Origin of the sequence: Luteimonas sp. MC1572 (genome assembly GCF_016615815.1) — a bacterium.
GTDB lineage: Bacteria > Pseudomonadota > Gammaproteobacteria > Xanthomonadales > Xanthomonadaceae > Luteimonas.
The window spans coordinates 2,259,454-2,274,182 of sequence record NZ_CP067112.1; the positions used below are offsets into that span (position 1 = coordinate 2,259,454).

The window sequence follows — 14,729 nt, forward strand, 5'->3', positions numbered from 1 at the left end:
CCGGCAGCGTCCATCGCCACATGAGCCTACCCGCAGACCCGTCCGCCACCGCGCCCGCAGCGCCCGCCGAGAAGCAGGATTTCATCCGCCAGATCGTGCGCCAGGACCTGGCGGCGGGCCGCCACCAAGCGATCCGCACCCGTTTTCCGCCGGAGCCCAACGGCTACCTGCACATCGGCCACGCCAAGGCGATCTGCCTGGACTTCGGCATCGCCGGGGAGTTCGGCGGCCGCTGCAACCTGCGCTTCGACGACACCAACCCGGCCAAGGAAGACCCCGAGTTCGTGCGCGCGATCCAGGACGACGTGCGCTGGCTGGGCTTCGAATGGGCCAGCCTGCGCCATGCGTCGGACTACTTCGAGGTCTTCTACCTGGCGGCAGAAAAGCTCATCCGCCAGGGCGACGCCTTCGTCTGCGACCTGAGCGCCGACGACGTGCGCAGCTACCGCGGCTCGCTCACCGAAGGCGGCCGCAACTCGCCGTTCCGCGAGCGCGGCGTGGATGAGAACCTGGACCTGTTCCGGCGCATGCGCGCGGGCGAATTCGCCGACGGCGCGCGCACGCTGCGCGCGAAGATCGACATGGCCAGCGGCAACATCAACCTGCGCGACCCGGCGCTGTACCGCATCAAGCACGTCGAGCACCAGAACACCGGCGCGGACTGGCCGATCTACCCGATGTACGACTTCGCGCACGCCTTGGGCGACGCCGTCGAAGGCATCACCCATTCGCTGTGCACGCTGGAATTCGAGGACCACCGCCCGCTGTACGACTGGTGCGTGGACCGCGTCGACCTCGCCGGCAACCCGGAGCTGCTGGCGCCGCTGGCGGCGAAGGGCCTGCCGATCGAGGCCGCAAAACCGCGCCAGATCGAGTTCTCGCGCCTCAACATCAACTACACGGTGATGAGCAAGCGCAAGCTGACGCAGCTGGTCACCGAAGGCCTGGTGGACGGCTGGGACGATCCGCGCATGCCGACCCTGCAGGGCCTGCGCCGCCGCGGCTACACGCCGGCCGCGCTGCGCCTGCTGGTGGACCGCGTCGGCATCAGCAAGCAGAACTCGGTGATCGACTACTCGGTGCTCGAGGGCTGCCTGCGCGACGACCTGGACACCGGCGCCGAGCGGCGCATGGCCGTGGTGGACCCGCTGAAGCTCACGCTCACCAACCTGCCCGACGATCACGCCGAGCAGCTGCTGTTCCCGAACCACCCCAAGGACGAAGCGCTGGGCACGCGCGCGGTGCCGTTCTCGCGCGTGCTGTGGATCGAGCAGGACGACTTCGCCGAAGTGCCGCCCAAAGGCTGGAAGCGCCTGGTGCCGGGTGGCGAGGTGCGGCTGCGCGGCGCGGGCATCATCCGCTGCGACGAGGTGGTCAAGGACGCCGACGGCAACGTCGTCGAACTGCGCTGCACGCTCGACCCGGAGTCGCGTCCGGGCATGGAAGGCGCCAACCGCAAGGTCAAGGGCACGATCCACTGGGTCGATGCCGGCCGCGCGATCGCCGCCGAGATCCGCCTGTACGACCGCCTGTTCGCGGTGGCCGACCCGGACGACGAGAGCGACGGCCTGGGCTACCGCGACCGCATCAATCCGGACTCGCGGCGCACCGTGAAGGGCTGGGTGGAGCCGGCCGCGGCCGACGCCGCGCCGGAACAGTCGCTGCAGTTCGAGCGCATCGGCTACTTCGTCGCCGACCGCCGCGACCACCGCGCCGATGCGCCGGTGTTCAACCGCAGCGTGACCCTGCGCGACACCTGGGCCGCCAAGGCCTGATCCGATCCGCGCGCCGGCCTGCACGGCGGCGCCACCGCGGCGCGGCTACCATCGCCCGCGCCTCATTCCGCCAAGGAGCCCCACATGCGCCGGATCGAACCCCGCACGCTGTTGTCCCTGCTTTCCCTGCTGCTCGCCCCGCTGCTGCTGGCCGCCTGTGCGGCGCCGCAGTCGAACGCCGGCAACGACGTCGGACCACCGACAACCGCGGAACAACCGGTGGAATCCGTGCCGCGCCAGCGCCCGGGTACCGTGGCCGGCGTACCGGTCCTCGACCGCAGCTGCAAGGTCGACACCGACTGCACCGTGAAGGACGTCGGCAGCTGCTGCGGCTACCGCCCGGCCTGCGTCAACAAGGACGCCAAGCCCGACCCGGCCGCGGTCCAGGCCGCCTGCGCCGCCAATGGCGTGATGGGCACCTGTGGCTTTCGCGAGATCGAAGCCTGCAGCTGCGTCGCCAACAGCTGCGAAGCCTCGGCCTCCGCGGCGGTGGCACGCTGATGCTCTACGCCCAGGTCCACCTCACGCTGCCGGCGTGGGTCCATGACGCGGTCGATACCGCGCGCGCCTACGCCACCGACGAAGACAAGGTCGGGCTGGCGATCGAACTGGCGGGTCGCAACGTCGCCGCCGAAACCGGCGGCCCGTTCGGCGCCGTGGTCTTCGGCCCGACCGACCGCGTGGTCGCCGCCGGCGTCAACGTGGTGCTGCCGCAGAGCACCTCGCTCGCGCACGCCGAGAACATGGCCTACATGCTGGCCCAGCAGCGCCTGCAGCGGCCGCGCCTCAACCAGGACGCGGACGGACGCCATGACGGCCCCTACACCCTCGCCACTTCGGCGCAGCCGTGCTGCCAGTGCTACGGCGCGACGGTGTGGGCGGGCGTGGACCGCCTGCTGATCGGCGCGCGCGCCGAGGACGTGCACGCGCTCACCGAATTCGACGAAGGCCCGCTGCCCGCCGACTGGATCGGCGAGCTCGCGCGCCGCGGGATCGAGGTTGCACGCGACGTGCGCCGCGATGACGCCCGCGCCGTGCTGGCCGCCTATGGCCAGGCCGGCGGCCGGCGCTACTGATGCCGTCGCCGCCCATGCCGCGGGCCGTGGCGGCATGAGTGGCCTGCTCTGCTATTGCCGGGCGGGTTTCGAACCCGAACTCGCCGCCGAACTGGGCGAGCGCGCCGCGGCTGCCGGCCACGCCGGCTACGCCGTCACCGATCGCGACAGCGGCTACGTGCGCTTCCTCGTGCCCGGTGGCGACGCGCATGCGCTGTCGCGCGCGCTGCCCTGGCGCGACCTGGTGTTCGCGAGGCAGAAGCTGCAGCTGCTCGCCGACCTGCCCGCGCTCGACCCGAAGGACCGCATAGCGCCGATCATCGCGGCGCTGCAATCCGCATCCGTGGCGGGGCCACCCGCCGCCGCGGGCCAGGCGCCGTACGGCACCCTGCTGGTGGAGCACCCCGACAGCGATGCCGCCGGTCCACTCTCGGGCCTGGCGCGCGCGTTCGGCAATGCGCTGCGCCCGGCGCTGCGCAAGGCCGGGCTGCTGGCTGCAAGCGACGACCCGCGCCGCCCGCGCCTGCACGTCTGCCTGCTCGCCGGCGACCACCTGCTGCTGGCATGCAGCGACAGCCGCGACTCCTCGCCGTGGCCGAACGGCGTGCCGCGGCTGCGACTGCACCGCGATGCGCCCTCGCGCTCGGCGCTGAAGCTCGAAGAAGCGTTCATGTCGATGCTGGACGACGCCGAGCGCGCGCGCCTGCTGAAACCCGGCATGCACGCCGCCGACCTCGGCGCCGCGCCGGGCGGCTGGACCTGGGTGCTGCTGCGCGAAGGCCTGCAGGTGATGGCGATCGACAATGGCCCGCTGCGCGAGCATGTGATGGATACCGGACGCGTGACCCACCTGCGCGAGGACGGTTTCCGCTGGCAGCCGCCGCGCCCGCTGGACTGGATGGTGTGCGACATGGTCGAGCAGCCGCGCCGGGTCGCCTCGCGGATGGCGACCTGGTTCCGCGAGGGCTGGTGCCGGCAGGCGGTGTTCAACCTGAAGCTGCCGATGAAGAAGCGCTGGCTCGAGACCACGCTGTGCCTGGACCTGTTCGCGCGCGAGGCGGGGCGGCCGCTGACCGTGCGCGCACGGCAGCTGTACCACGACCGCGAAGAGATCACGGTCATCGCGATGCCGTCCGGCAGCTGAAGACGCGCGCGGTATTCAGCGGACAGTCCACGATTCCCTACGCCGACGTCATGGCGTGGCCGCTAGTGTCCGCTGACCACCAGCCCGGAGACCCGAAGATGAAGCCACGCACCCCGACCAGCCTGGTGCTCGCCGCGCTGGGTGCATTCGCCGCCAGCGGCAGCGTGCTGGCGCAATCGTCCCTGGACACGCCCACGCAAGCGCCGGTCACCGGCACGGTCACATCGACCCAGCCCGCCGAAGCGCCGGTGACGATCAGCAGCCGGCTGCCCGATTCCGTGATCGGCGAGTACCGGATCGACATGGCGGCGCTCGACGCGAACGCCGACGGCAAGCTGACGCGCCGCGAGGCCCGCACCAATGCCACCCTGAGCGCCGAGTTCCGCGCCGTGGATGCCAATGGCGACGGCGTGCTCGACAGCCATGAACTCAAGGGTTGGATGCGATAACCCGCACGAGGCCGCGCGTCCGGCCGCTCAGGTCCCCGCGGCGTGGCGCCAGAGCGCGGAGGACAGCAGCGGCATGCGCCCGGCCATGCCGAGCAGCGGTCCACGCAGCAACGTCGCCGGAAGCGACGCGCTGGTAAAGGCGCGGTTGATGCCGTCGAACGCGCGTGCGGCCAGCGTGTCTTCGCTGCGGCGCGCACGTGCCCAGCGCGCGAGCCGCTGCGGCGTGGCCCAGTCCTGCTTGCGCGTGCGTGCGCTGGCAATGGACTCGCGCAGCGCGGCGACATCGCGCAGGCCCAGATTGACGCCTTGCCCGGCCAGCGGATGCACGGCATGCGCGGCATCGCCAACCAGCAGCACCCGGCCGACGACATAACTGCGCGCGAGCTGCATGCGCAGGGGGAATGCGACGCGTCGCGAACATGGCGCGGTGCGGCCAAGGCGCGCATCGAAGGCCCGTGTGAGGGCGTTGCCGAACGCGGCGTCATCCATCGCCAGCGCAGCCTGCGCCGCGGCGGTAGGCTGCGACCAGACAATCGAAGAGCTGCCGTCGGCGCAGGGCAGGAACGCCAGCGGCCCGCCCGGCAGGAAGCGCTGCCAGGCGGTCGCTTCATGCGCCTCTTCCGTGCGCACGTAGCCGACCACTCCGGATTGTCCGTAATCACGGCCGTCGACGGCGATGCCGGCCAGCCCGCGCAGGGTAGATGCGGCGCCGTCGGCCGCGATCGCGACGCGCGCGGAAACGCGGCGGCCGTCGTCAAGGCGCAGCTGCACGCCAGCGTCGTCCTGCTCGAGGCTCTCGACGCGGGCAGGACAGCGCAGTTCCACGCCCGCGGCTGCCAGGCGCGCCCACAGGCGGTCGACCAGCAGCGCGTTCTCGACGATCCAGCCCAGCTCGCGGCGCCCGTAGGCGTCGGCGTCGAACATCAGCTCGCCGCCGCCGGCGGCGTCCCACACCCGCATGCGCCGGTACGGCTGCAGGCGCGTCGAGGGCGCACCGTTGCGGCCGGCGACCGCGTCCCAGGCGCCGAGCGTCTCGAACAGCGCGGCGTTGTCGGGCGCGAACGCGTAGACGCGCAGGTCCGGGGCGTCGGCGGACCAGGGCGCGGGCGCGTGGCCCTCGACCAGCACCACTGAAAGATCCTGTTGCGCCAGCGCAAGCGCGGTCGCGGCACCGACGACGCCGCCGCCGACCACCACGGCATCGACCTGGCCGCGGCGCATCAGCCCGCCTCCGCGCGGCACGCGGCAGGCACGTCGCCGCGATAGCCCATGGCGCCGCCGACCAGTCCCGCCTGCAGCGCCGGCACGGCATCGAGTGCCATCAGGCCCAGGCTGCGCAGCAGCGTCACGCCGGGCGCGGGATTGGACGTCAACCGCGCGAATCCGTGCGAGAACGCCAGCGTGCGGCTGCGGTCCTCGGCGCGGCGCGCCGCGTAGGCGGCCAGCAGCGCGGGGTCGCCCGGATCGGCGCCCGCGGCGGCCTGCGTTGCCAGCAGCTCGGCCAGCGTCATGGCATCGCGCAGGCCGAGGTTGAATCCCTGCGCACCGATCGGGTGCAGGCTCTGTGCGGCGTTGCCGACCAGCACCGCGCGTGCCGCCACGGTTTCCGCGGCGGTGACCGCGACCGCCGGGTAGGCGCTGCGCGGTCCGGCCTCGAGCAGGCGGCCGACCCGCCAGCCGAACGCAGCCTGGACGTGGGCGAGGAACGCGCGCTCATCCAGTGCCTGCACGCGCGCGGCGTCCGCAATCGCCACGCCGTGCACCAGGCCCCAGGCGCGATCGCCGCGCGGCAGCAGGGCCGTCGGGCCGTCGTCGCCGAGGCGCTCGTAGGCGGTGCCGTCCGGCGCGCGCGACGCGCGCAGCCGCGCCACCAGCAGCACCTGGCCATAGTCATGCTCACCGGCGTCGATCCCGAGCGCGGCGCGCACGCCGCTGCGCATGCCATCGGCGGCGACCACCAGGCGCGCGCGCAGCACGGACGCGGCACCGCCCTCCACATGCACTTCGCGCACGCCGTCGGCGGCAACGCCCAGCGCAGTGAAGCGCGTGCCGCGATGGCGCGTGAGCCCGGCCACGTCGCCCAGCCGCGCTTCCAGCGCCTCGCCGAAGTCCCGGGCCACGACCACCCGGCCGAAACACGCGCGGCCGTAATCGGCCGCGGCGAGGCGAATGCGGCCGAAATCGCCGCGGCGGCTGACATGGATGCGCTCGATGGCGCCGGTGGGCGCGCGCAGGCGCGTCATCACGCCAAGGTGCGCCAGGGCGTTCACAGTCGCCTCGGCAAAGCTCAGGTTGCGCTCGTCGAACACCGCCGGCATTGCCGCCGAGGGCGCCGCCTCGACCAGCGCGACATCGAGCCCGGTGGTTTCCAGTGCGATTGCAAGGCTGGCGCCGACCAGGCCGCCGCCGATGATCACCACGTCGTGGGTTGCGCTCATGCGGGCATGATACGGCCCCTCGTGCCGCCAGTTCGCTAGAATGGCCGCCACCTCGAAGTCCGTGCCGGAGCTCCCAGCGCCATGAACACCACCCTGCAACGCGCCATCATCCTGTCACTGCTCGTGCTGCTGATGGCGGCGACCCGCAGCCATGTGTTCAACCACTTCACTCCGGTGCCGGATGCGTCCTGGGCGGTGTTCCTGATCGCCGGCTTCTACCTGCGCAGCTGGTCGCGCCTGGTGCTGCCGGGCCTGCTGGCCCTCGCCGTGGCGATCGACTGGGCGGTGATCACCGGCCAGGGCATGTCGTTCTGGAGCCACTACTGCGTGTCGGCCGGCTACTGGATGCTGCTGCCGGCGCACGCGGCCATCTGGGCTGCCGGTGCATGGCTGCGCCGCGGCTACGGTGGTGCCAGCGTGGCCGCGCTCGGCCGCCTCGCCGCCGCCGTGGTGCTGGCCACCGCAACCTGCCACCTGCTGGCGCAGGGCGGTTTCTACTGGCTGTCCAACGCGGTTGCCGAGCCGACGTTCGCCGGCTGGGCACTCAACTACGGCCACTGGTTCCTGCCCTACCTGAGCGCCACGGCGATGTTCGTCGCGCTTGCGGCGATCGCGCAGGTGGTGGCCGAAGCCATCTCGCGCCACGGTGCCGTGAGCGCGCCGGCGCGCGACAAGCGCCGCTGACGCCATGGGCAACCGCCTGTCGAAGATCTACACCCGTACCGGCGACGACGGCAGCACGGGACTCGGCGACGGCAGCCGCACCGGCAAGGATTCGCTCCGCGTCGAGGCCTATGGCACGGTCGACGAGGCCAACTCCACGATCGGGCTGCTGCTGGCCAGCGAGATCCCGGAGCCGATGCGCGAGCTGTTGACGTCGGTGCAGCACCAGCTGTTCGACCTCGGCGGCGAGCTCTGCATCCCGGGGCACGCGGCCATCAGCGATGACGACGTCACCCGCCTCGAGCAGCACCTCGACCAGTACAACGCGCCCTTGCCGCCGCTCAAGGATTTCATCCTGCCCGGCGGCGGCGATGCGGCGGCACGCTGCCACATCGCACGCACCGTGGTGCGCCGCGCGGAACGCTGCACGGTGGCGCTGTCGCGGGTCGAGGACATCCGGGCGCAGCCGGTGCGCTACCTCAACCGCCTCTCCGACCTGCTGTTCGTGCTGGCGCGCGTGCTGGCGCGCGGGAGCGGCCATGGCGAGGTCATCTGGCGGCACGAGCGCCGCAACGCCTGAGCGATGGCTGGCCGCGCACCCGCGCTGGAGTCCGCGCCTTGAGCGCGACCGGCCTGCCGGTCTTTACCCACGCCGCGTGCTTCGCGCACGACACCGGCCCCGGCCACGCCGAAAGCCCGCAGCGGCTGGGGGCCGTGATCACCGCGCTGCGCGACCACGTCCCCGGTCTGGACTGGCTGGAAGCGCCCCGCGCCACGCGCGGGCAGCTGCTGCGCGTGCACGACCCGATCCTGCTGCAGGCGGTCCTCGAGGTGCCCGACCGGCTGGTGCAGCTGGATCCCGACACCGTGCTGTCGCCGGGTTCGCCCGAGGCCGCGCTGCGCGCCGCCGGTGCCGTGGTCGCGGCCGTGGACCACGTGATGGCCGGCATCTCGCACAGCGCATTCTGCGCGGTACGCCCTCCCGGCCACCACGCCACCGAACTGCATGCGATGGGCTTCTGCCTGTTCAACAACGTCGCCGTCGGCGCCGCGCACGCGCTGGAGCGGCACGGCCTGTCGCGCGTCGCGATCGTCGATTTCGACGTGCACCACGGCAATGGCACGCAGGCGATCTTCGCGGAGGAGCCGCGCGTGCACTACAGCAGCTCGCACGAGATGCCGCTGTTCCCCGAGACCGGCGACCCGCGTGAACGCGGCGCCGGCAACGTGCGCAACGCGGCGTTGCGGGCCGGCACCGGCAGCCACCGCTTCCGCGAGGCCTGGCGCGAGCAGCTGTTGCCGGCGATCGATGCCTTCGCGCCGCAACTGCTGCTGCTGTCCGCAGGCTTCGACGGCCATCGCGCCGACCCGATGGCACACATCGAGCTCGAAGCCGACGACTTCGCCTGGATCACCGGCGAGCTTGGCGCGATCGCCGGGCGCCATGCCGACGGCCGCATGGTCTCGGTGCTGGAAGGCGGCTACGACCTGGCGGCGCTCGCCGAGTGCAGCGTCGCCCACGTCGCGGCGCTGGCGGCAGCGTCGCCCCGCTGAACGCCGCGTTCACGCCGGGCGCCGCCCTGCACGCGGGCCGTCCTGCGTTCACCCGGCGCGCATTGCCGCTGCACGGGCGATGCGGCAAGCTAGCCGCCGCCCTTTCGCCCGGATGAACGCGTGCACAAACCCCTCCGACTGCTCCCGTTGTCGCTGTGCATTGCCTGCGCACTGGCGACGCACATCCCGGATGCGCGGGCAGCGGATGAACCCGAACCCGATTGGGGCCTGTGTCCGGTCGACGATTCGGTGCCGGCGTTCGCCGATGCGCAACCCGCGGTCGGCTCGATCGAAGACCGTGCCTCGCAGCCGACCGACATCGCCTGCGACGACATGAGCGGCATCGACGGCGAGAACGTCGCCTGCAAGGGCAACGTCACGCTGCGCCGCGGCGACCAGTTCCTCGGGGCGGACGGCCTGCAGTTTGAAAACGAGACATCGACCTATGTCGCCACCGGCAGCGTGCGCTACCAGGACTCCGGCATGCGGATGGTCGCCGAGCGCCTCGAGGGCGACCAGGAAGCCGACACCCACCGCGTCGACGATGTCCGTTACCAGCTGACCGACCGCCGCGGCAACGGCGGCGCCGAGCGCATCGAGATGAAAGGCTCGCAGGGCTCGCTGTACGGCTCCACCTATTCGACCTGTCCACCGGACGACCGGTGGTGGGAGCTGCGCGCCGGCCGCATCGACATCGACAACGAGAAAGGCCAGGGCATCGCACGCAACGCCACGCTGCGCGTGGGCAAAGTGCCCGTGCTGTACGTGCCGATCTTCGCCTTCCCCACCGACAACCGCCGCCACACCGGCCTGCTCTACCCCGCCATTTCCTATTCCAGCCGCAACGGCTTCGACTGGCGGCAGCCGATCTACCTGAACCTCGCGCCCAACTACGACATGACGCTCGAGCCGCGGCTGATGACCAATCGCGGACTGCAGCTCGGCACCGAGTTCCGCTACCTCATCAATGGCGGCGGCGGCGTGCTGGAGCTCGACGTTCTGCCTTCCGACAAGCTGACCAGGGACGGGCGCGCCGACGAGATCGCGTCGCCCTACCCCGAAGAGAACTTCCGCAAGGAAGACCGCGGCATGTTCCGGTTCAACGGCTACCAGAACATGGGCCCGCACTGGCAGGCGCGGACCAACCTGGCGTGGGCCAGCGATCCGCGCTACCTGGAAGACTCCAGCAACGCGTTGAACGGCATGACCAACTTCTCCGTCAAGAGCGACGTCGGCGTCTATGGCCGAGGCCGCTCGTGGGATGCCGGGGTGATGGCCGACTACTGGCAACTGGGTGACTGGACGCTGGCCGAAGCCAACCTTCCCTACCACCGCCTGCCGCGCGCGTACGTCAACTGGGAAGACTCCTTCGGCGACTGGCTGGTCGCCGGGCTCACCGCCGACGCCACGCGCTTCGCGCACGCGGACAGCACCGCCCGGCCGGGCGGAAGCCGCATCGACGTGCGGCCCTACCTCTCCATGCCGCTCGAGGGCGCCAGCTGGTTCATCAAGCCGACCGTCGCCTGGCGCTATACCGCCTATGCGCTCGAGGATGCGTTGGCGCAGGAGCTCGCCCGCGTAAATGGCAGGAGCCCCGACGCCTCGCCCTCGCGCAACCTGCCGATCACCACCGTTGACGCGGGCATGTTCTTCGACCGCGAGACGCTGTTCCGCGGCGACACCTACCTGCAGACCCTCGAACCGCGCCTCTATTACGTCAACGCGCCCTACCGCGACCAGTCCAACCTGCCGCTGTTCGATACCCAGTTCACGTCGTTCGGCTGGGGCCAGCTGTTCCGCGACAACCGCTTCACCGGCGCCGACCGCCAGGCCGATTCCAACCAGCTCACCCTGGCGCTGACCACCCGCCTGATCGAGTCCGAATCGGGCGTTGAGAAGCTCTCGGCCAGCATCGGCCAGATCCGCTACTTCGAGGACTCGCGGGTCGGCCTCGAGGCGACCTCGCCGGTCATCCGCGAGGGCAAGTCGGCCTGGATCGCCGATGGCAACTACGCCATCAACGACCGCTGGAGCATCGGCGCCACCTACCACTGGAACCCGGCCACCCGGCAGGAGGACCTGGCCAGCGTACGCACCCGCTACCTGATGGGCGACGACGGCGTGGTCAACCTGGCCTATCGCTACCGCCGAAACGCCGCCAACCAGCTCGACCTGCTCGAGCAGGTCGACATGTCGTTCCTGTACCCGATCAACAAGTCGTGGAGCCTGGTGGGCCGCTACTACTATTCCCTGCTCGACAAGCAGCTGCTCGAGGGCATCGCCGGCGTGCAGTGGGACAGCTGCTGCATGGCCGCGCGCCTGGTCGCGCGCCGCTATGTCCGCAACCGCGTCGGCGAGATGAACGACGCGATCCAGTTCGAACTCGAATTCAAGGGCCTCGGCTCCGCCGGCCCCGACACGGCCAGCCGTCTGCGCCGTGCTATCCTCGGTTACTACCGCGAGGACCTGTACCTGGTGCCTCCTGCCGAAGTCCGCAGTGGCCCAGGCAACGACCCATCCCTCGACGCGACCCCATGAAAAACATCCTGATTCCGAGCCTCGCCCTCGCCTTGGCCGCCTTTGGCCTGCCTTCCATGGCGCAGGACATCCAGCCGCTTGACGGCATCGCCGCGGTCGTCAACGAGGACGTGATTCTCGAGAGCGAACTCGCGCTGGCGACAGCCAACATCCTGTCCCAGTACGGCGACCGCCCCGAGCAACTGCCGCCGGCGGAAGTGCTGCGGCGCCAGGTGCTGGAGCGCCTGATCCTGGTGCGCCTGCAGACCGCTCGCGCCCAGGAGAGCGGCGTGCGCGTGTCCGATGAGGAAATCGACGCCGCGATCGGTGGTATCGCGAAGCAGAACAACCTGACACCGGACCAGCTGCGACAGCAGCTGGCGGGCGACGGCCTGAGCTTCAGCGACTTCCGTCGCTCGCTCGGCGAGGAGCTGATGATCCAGCGCATGCGCCAGCGTTTCGCGCAGAGCCGGATCACCGTCAGCGAAGGCGAAGTCGACGCCGCGCTGGCCACCCAGGCCAGCGGCACCCAGTACCGCCTGGCCCACATCCTGGTCGCACTGCCCAACGGCGCCACCCCGGAACAGATCGCCACCGCGCAGCAGAAGGCGGACGGCGTGAAGGGCCTGCTGGACCGCGGCGAAATGGATTTCCAGGCCGCGGCGGTGCGTTATTCGGACAGCCCCAACGCCCTCGAGGGCGGTGACCTGGGCTGGCGCAGCAGCGATGAGATCCCGACCGCGTTCAGCGGCTCCATCAGCACCATGCAGCGCGGCCAGGTGCTTGGGCCGTTCCGCGGACCGAGCGGCTTCCAGCTGCTGCAGCTGGTCGACACCCGCAGCGCCGCCGCCGCTGACGCGCAGACCGTGACCCAGTACCAGGCGCGCCACATCCTGGTGCGCAGCAGCGACGCCGCCGGCAAAGCCCGCATCGACACTCTGCGCGCGCGCATCGCGGGTGGCGCCGATTTCGCGACGGTGGCCCGCGAGGACTCCGAAGACCGCTTCACCGGTGACAAGGGTGGCGACCTCGGCTGGTTCATGCAGGACCAGTTCGGTCCTGACTTCGGCGCCCAGGTGGCTGGACTGGCCGATGGCGAGGTTTCCGCGCCGTTCCGTACCCAGGCGGGCTGGCATGTGGTGCAGCGCCAGGGTACGCGCCAGGCCAACGTCGGCGAGGAAAACCGCCGCGCCCAGGTCCGAGAGACCATCGGCCAGCGCAAGCTCGAAGACGAATGGAACCGCTACCTGCGCGAGCTGCGCGGCGAAGCCTACGTCGACATCCGCACGGCCGGCGTCTCCGGCGCCAACGGCGACTGATTTGCAGCGCCCACGGCTCGCGCTGGTCCCGGGTGAACCGGCCGGCGTCGGGCCGGAGCTCTGCGCACGCGCCCTGCAGCGCGCGTGGGATGCCGAACTCGTCGTGCACGGCGACGGCGACGCCCTGCTCACTGCCGCTGAACGGCTCGGGATCACGCTCGAACGCCCTGCGCACGACACCCTCGTCGCCGCCGGCGGCCGCTTCCGCCTGATCGACGTCCCTGGCGCCTGCGTGGTCGCGCCCGGCAGGCCCGTGGCGGCCAATGCACCTGCCGTGGTCGCCGCGCTGTCCAGTGCCGCCGATGCCTGCCTTCGCGGCGACTGCGACGGCATGGTCACCGGCCCGGTGCACAAGGCCACCATCAACCACGGCGGCATCGCCTACACCGGCACCACCGGCCTGCTGGCCGCCCACGCCGGATGCGAGGTGGTGATGATGCTGGCCAATGACCACATGCGCGTCGCGCTGGCCACGGTGCACCTGCCGCTGCGCGCCGTTGCCGATGCGCTCACCCCGACGCTGCTCGAACGCAGCCTGCGCATCGTCCATGCCGCGCTGCGCGACGACTTCGCCATTGCCGACCCGGTGATCGCGGTACTCGGGCTCAACCCGCATGCCGGGGAGGAGGGCCACCTGGGCCGCGAGGAGCTCGACGTCATCATCCCGGTGCTCACGCGCCTGCGCAGCGAAGGCCTGCGGCTCGAAGGCCCGCTGCCGGCGGACACCGCCTTCCTGCCGCGCAAACTGGCCGGCGTCGACGCCGTGCTGGCCATGTATCACGACCAGGGGCTTCCGGTGCTTAAATACAGTGGTTTCGAGCAGGCGGTGAACATCAGCCTGGGCCTGCCCTACCCGCGCGTCGCGGTGGACCATGGCACCGCGTTCGACCTTGCCGGCAGCGGCCGCGCCGACCCTTCCAGCCTGTTTGCGGCGATCGAAGCCTGTACGCGGCTGGCGAGTGCGCGCCGGGCCACGCACGACGCCCTGCACGCGGACAGGCTGGCATGAGCACCACCACAAGCCACGACGGCACGTTCCGCGATCCGGCGAAGAAATCGCTCGGCCAGCACTTCCTGCACGAGCGCGGCGTGGTCGACAAGATCGTGCTCGCGGTGGACCCGCGCCCGGGCGACCACATCGTCGAGATCGGCCCGGGCCAGGGCGCGATGACGTATCCACTGCTTGACCGCCACGGTCGCCTCACGGCGATCGAATTCGACCGCGACCTGCTGGCACCGCTGGCGGCGCGCGCACGCGCGCATGGCGAACTCGATTTGGTGCACGCCAACGTGCTCGACGTCGATTTCACCGCGCTGGCCGCGGGCACGCCGATCCGCCTGGTCGGCAACCTGCCCTACAACCTGTCGTCGCCGATCCTGTTCCATGCGCTCGACCACGCCGCGGTCGTGCGCGACATGCACTTCATGCTGCAGAAGGAAGTCGTCGACCGCATGGCCGCAGGACCGGGCAGCAAGGTGTACGGGCGGCTCAGCGTCATGCTGCAGGCCTACTGCAGGGTGACCGCGCTGTTCACCGTGGGCCCGGGCGCGTTCAAGCCGCCGCCGAAGGTCGACTCCGCCGTCGTCAGGCTGGTGCCGCGGCCGCCGGAGGAGATCGGCATCGACAACCGGGCGCGGTTCGCCGCGATCGTGCGCGCGGCGTTCGGGCAGCGCCGCAAGACACTGCGCAATGCCTTGCAACCACTGTGTTCCGCAGACGAGATCAGCGCCGCCGGCGTCGACCCGTCGCAGCGCGCGGAGCAGCTGGATGTCGCGGATTTCATCCGCATCGCCAATCTTCCGGCGGCCACGTAG

At 71.1% G+C, this 14,729-nt stretch carries 14 protein-coding genes; 12 read left to right on the forward strand and 2 right to left on the reverse strand.

Going from position 1 to position 14,729, the window contains the following annotated elements:
* Positions 1–20 precede the first annotated feature (20 nt).
* The 5 genes from JGR64_RS10405 (at position 21) to JGR64_RS10425 (ending at position 4,423) form a co-directional block, all read left to right on the forward strand.
* Entirely contained in the window at positions 21–1,775 is a 1,755-nt protein-coding gene (locus tag JGR64_RS10405; RefSeq protein WP_199373313.1) for a glutamine--tRNA ligase/YqeY domain fusion protein, read from the forward strand.
* Between the two features lie 84 nt (positions 1,776–1,859).
* A complete protein-coding gene (locus JGR64_RS10410; RefSeq protein ID WP_199373314.1) occupies positions 1,860–2,276 on the forward strand; it encodes a hypothetical protein in 417 nt (138 codons plus the stop codon).
* Complete coding sequence (locus tag JGR64_RS10415) at positions 2,276–2,851, forward strand: nucleoside deaminase (protein ID WP_199373315.1); 576 nt, start codon at positions 2,276–2,278, stop codon at positions 2,849–2,851. The genes JGR64_RS10410 and JGR64_RS10415 overlap by 1 nt, the downstream gene beginning before the upstream one ends.
* Before the next feature lie 34 nt (positions 2,852–2,885).
* Positions 2,886–3,974 (forward strand): 23S rRNA (cytidine(2498)-2'-O)-methyltransferase RlmM, encoded by a 1,089-nt coding sequence (rlmM, locus tag JGR64_RS10420; RefSeq protein WP_199373316.1) that lies wholly within the window; start codon positions 2,886–2,888, stop codon positions 3,972–3,974.
* Between the two features lie 98 nt (positions 3,975–4,072).
* Entirely contained in the window at positions 4,073–4,423 is a 351-nt protein-coding gene (locus tag JGR64_RS10425; protein WP_182825135.1) for a hypothetical protein, read from the forward strand.
* A 27-nt stretch (positions 4,424–4,450) separates the two neighbouring features.
* On the opposite strand, the gene JGR64_RS10430 is transcribed toward JGR64_RS10425, so the two are convergent.
* Positions 4,451–5,644: an FAD-dependent oxidoreductase gene (locus tag JGR64_RS10430; RefSeq protein ID WP_199373317.1), complete on the reverse strand. Its 1,194-nt coding sequence runs from the start codon at positions 5,642–5,644 to the stop codon at positions 4,451–4,453.
* Complete coding sequence (gene ubiH, locus JGR64_RS10435) at positions 5,644–6,861, reverse strand: 2-octaprenyl-6-methoxyphenyl hydroxylase (protein WP_199373318.1); 1,218 nt, start codon at positions 6,859–6,861, stop codon at positions 5,644–5,646. The genes JGR64_RS10430 and ubiH overlap by 1 nt, the downstream gene beginning before the upstream one ends.
* A gap of 81 nt (positions 6,862–6,942) precedes the next feature.
* Here ubiH and JGR64_RS10440 point away from each other — a divergent pair, with 81 nt between their 5' ends.
* The 7 genes from JGR64_RS10440 to rsmA all read left to right on the forward strand — a co-directional run bounded on the left by JGR64_RS10440 (position 6,943) and on the right by rsmA (position 14,729).
* The gene (locus JGR64_RS10440) at positions 6,943–7,545 is read left to right on the forward strand and encodes a hypothetical protein (protein ID WP_199373319.1); all 603 of its coding nucleotides are present in this window, start codon (positions 6,943–6,945) and stop codon (positions 7,543–7,545) included.
* Positions 7,546–7,549: 4 nt separating this feature from the next.
* Entirely contained in the window at positions 7,550–8,104 is a 555-nt protein-coding gene (locus JGR64_RS10445) for a cob(I)yrinic acid a,c-diamide adenosyltransferase (RefSeq protein WP_199373320.1), read from the forward strand.
* A gap of 53 nt (positions 8,105–8,157) precedes the next feature.
* The gene (locus JGR64_RS10450; RefSeq protein WP_199374282.1) at positions 8,158–9,078 is read left to right on the forward strand and encodes a histone deacetylase family protein; all 921 of its coding nucleotides are present in this window, start codon (positions 8,158–8,160) and stop codon (positions 9,076–9,078) included.
* A 120-nt stretch (positions 9,079–9,198) separates the two neighbouring features.
* Positions 9,199–11,616, forward strand: a complete 2,418-nt coding sequence (gene lptD / locus JGR64_RS10455; protein WP_199373321.1) for an LPS assembly protein LptD — start codon at positions 9,199–9,201, stop codon at positions 11,614–11,616.
* A complete protein-coding gene (locus JGR64_RS10460; RefSeq protein WP_199373322.1) occupies positions 11,613–12,914 on the forward strand; it encodes a peptidylprolyl isomerase in 1,302 nt (433 codons plus the stop codon). Before lptD ends, JGR64_RS10460 begins: the two co-directional genes overlap by 4 nt.
* A 1-nt stretch (position 12,915) precedes the next feature.
* The gene (gene pdxA / locus JGR64_RS10465) at positions 12,916–13,923 is read left to right on the forward strand and encodes a 4-hydroxythreonine-4-phosphate dehydrogenase PdxA (RefSeq protein ID WP_199373323.1); all 1,008 of its coding nucleotides are present in this window, start codon (positions 12,916–12,918) and stop codon (positions 13,921–13,923) included.
* On the forward strand, positions 13,920–14,729 hold the full coding sequence (gene rsmA / locus JGR64_RS10470) for a 16S rRNA (adenine(1518)-N(6)/adenine(1519)-N(6))-dimethyltransferase RsmA (protein WP_199373324.1): 810 nt from the start codon (positions 13,920–13,922) through the stop codon (positions 14,727–14,729). Before pdxA ends, rsmA begins: the two co-directional genes overlap by 4 nt.

What these genes read in the sequence shown, in the direction of transcription:
- JGR64_RS10405 (WP_199373313.1), top strand. Translation starts at nt 21, where the DNA reads ATGAGCCTACCCGCAGACCCGTCCGCCACCGCGCCCGCAGCGCCCGCC.
- JGR64_RS10410 (WP_199373314.1), top strand. Translation starts at nt 1,860, where the DNA reads ATGCGCCGGATCGAACCCCGCACGCTGTTGTCCCTGCTTTCCCTGCTG.
- JGR64_RS10415 (WP_199373315.1), top strand. Translation starts at nt 2,276, where the DNA reads ATGCTCTACGCCCAGGTCCACCTCACGCTGCCGGCGTGGGTCCATGAC.
- rlmM (WP_199373316.1), top strand. Translation starts at nt 2,886, where the DNA reads ATGAGTGGCCTGCTCTGCTATTGCCGGGCGGGTTTCGAACCCGAACTC.
- JGR64_RS10425 (WP_182825135.1), top strand. Translation starts at nt 4,073, where the DNA reads ATGAAGCCACGCACCCCGACCAGCCTGGTGCTCGCCGCGCTGGGTGCA.
- JGR64_RS10430 (WP_199373317.1), bottom strand. Translation starts at nt 5,644, where the DNA reads ATGCGCCGCGGCCAGGTCGATGCCGTGGTGGTCGGCGGCGGCGTCGTC.
- ubiH (WP_199373318.1), bottom strand. Translation starts at nt 6,861, where the DNA reads ATGAGCGCAACCCACGACGTGGTGATCATCGGCGGCGGCCTGGTCGGC.
- JGR64_RS10440 (WP_199373319.1), top strand. Translation starts at nt 6,943, where the DNA reads ATGAACACCACCCTGCAACGCGCCATCATCCTGTCACTGCTCGTGCTG.
- JGR64_RS10445 (WP_199373320.1), top strand. Translation starts at nt 7,550, where the DNA reads ATGGGCAACCGCCTGTCGAAGATCTACACCCGTACCGGCGACGACGGC.
- JGR64_RS10460 (WP_199373322.1), top strand. Translation starts at nt 11,613, where the DNA reads ATGAAAAACATCCTGATTCCGAGCCTCGCCCTCGCCTTGGCCGCCTTT.
- rsmA (WP_199373324.1), top strand. Translation starts at nt 13,920, where the DNA reads ATGAGCACCACCACAAGCCACGACGGCACGTTCCGCGATCCGGCGAAG.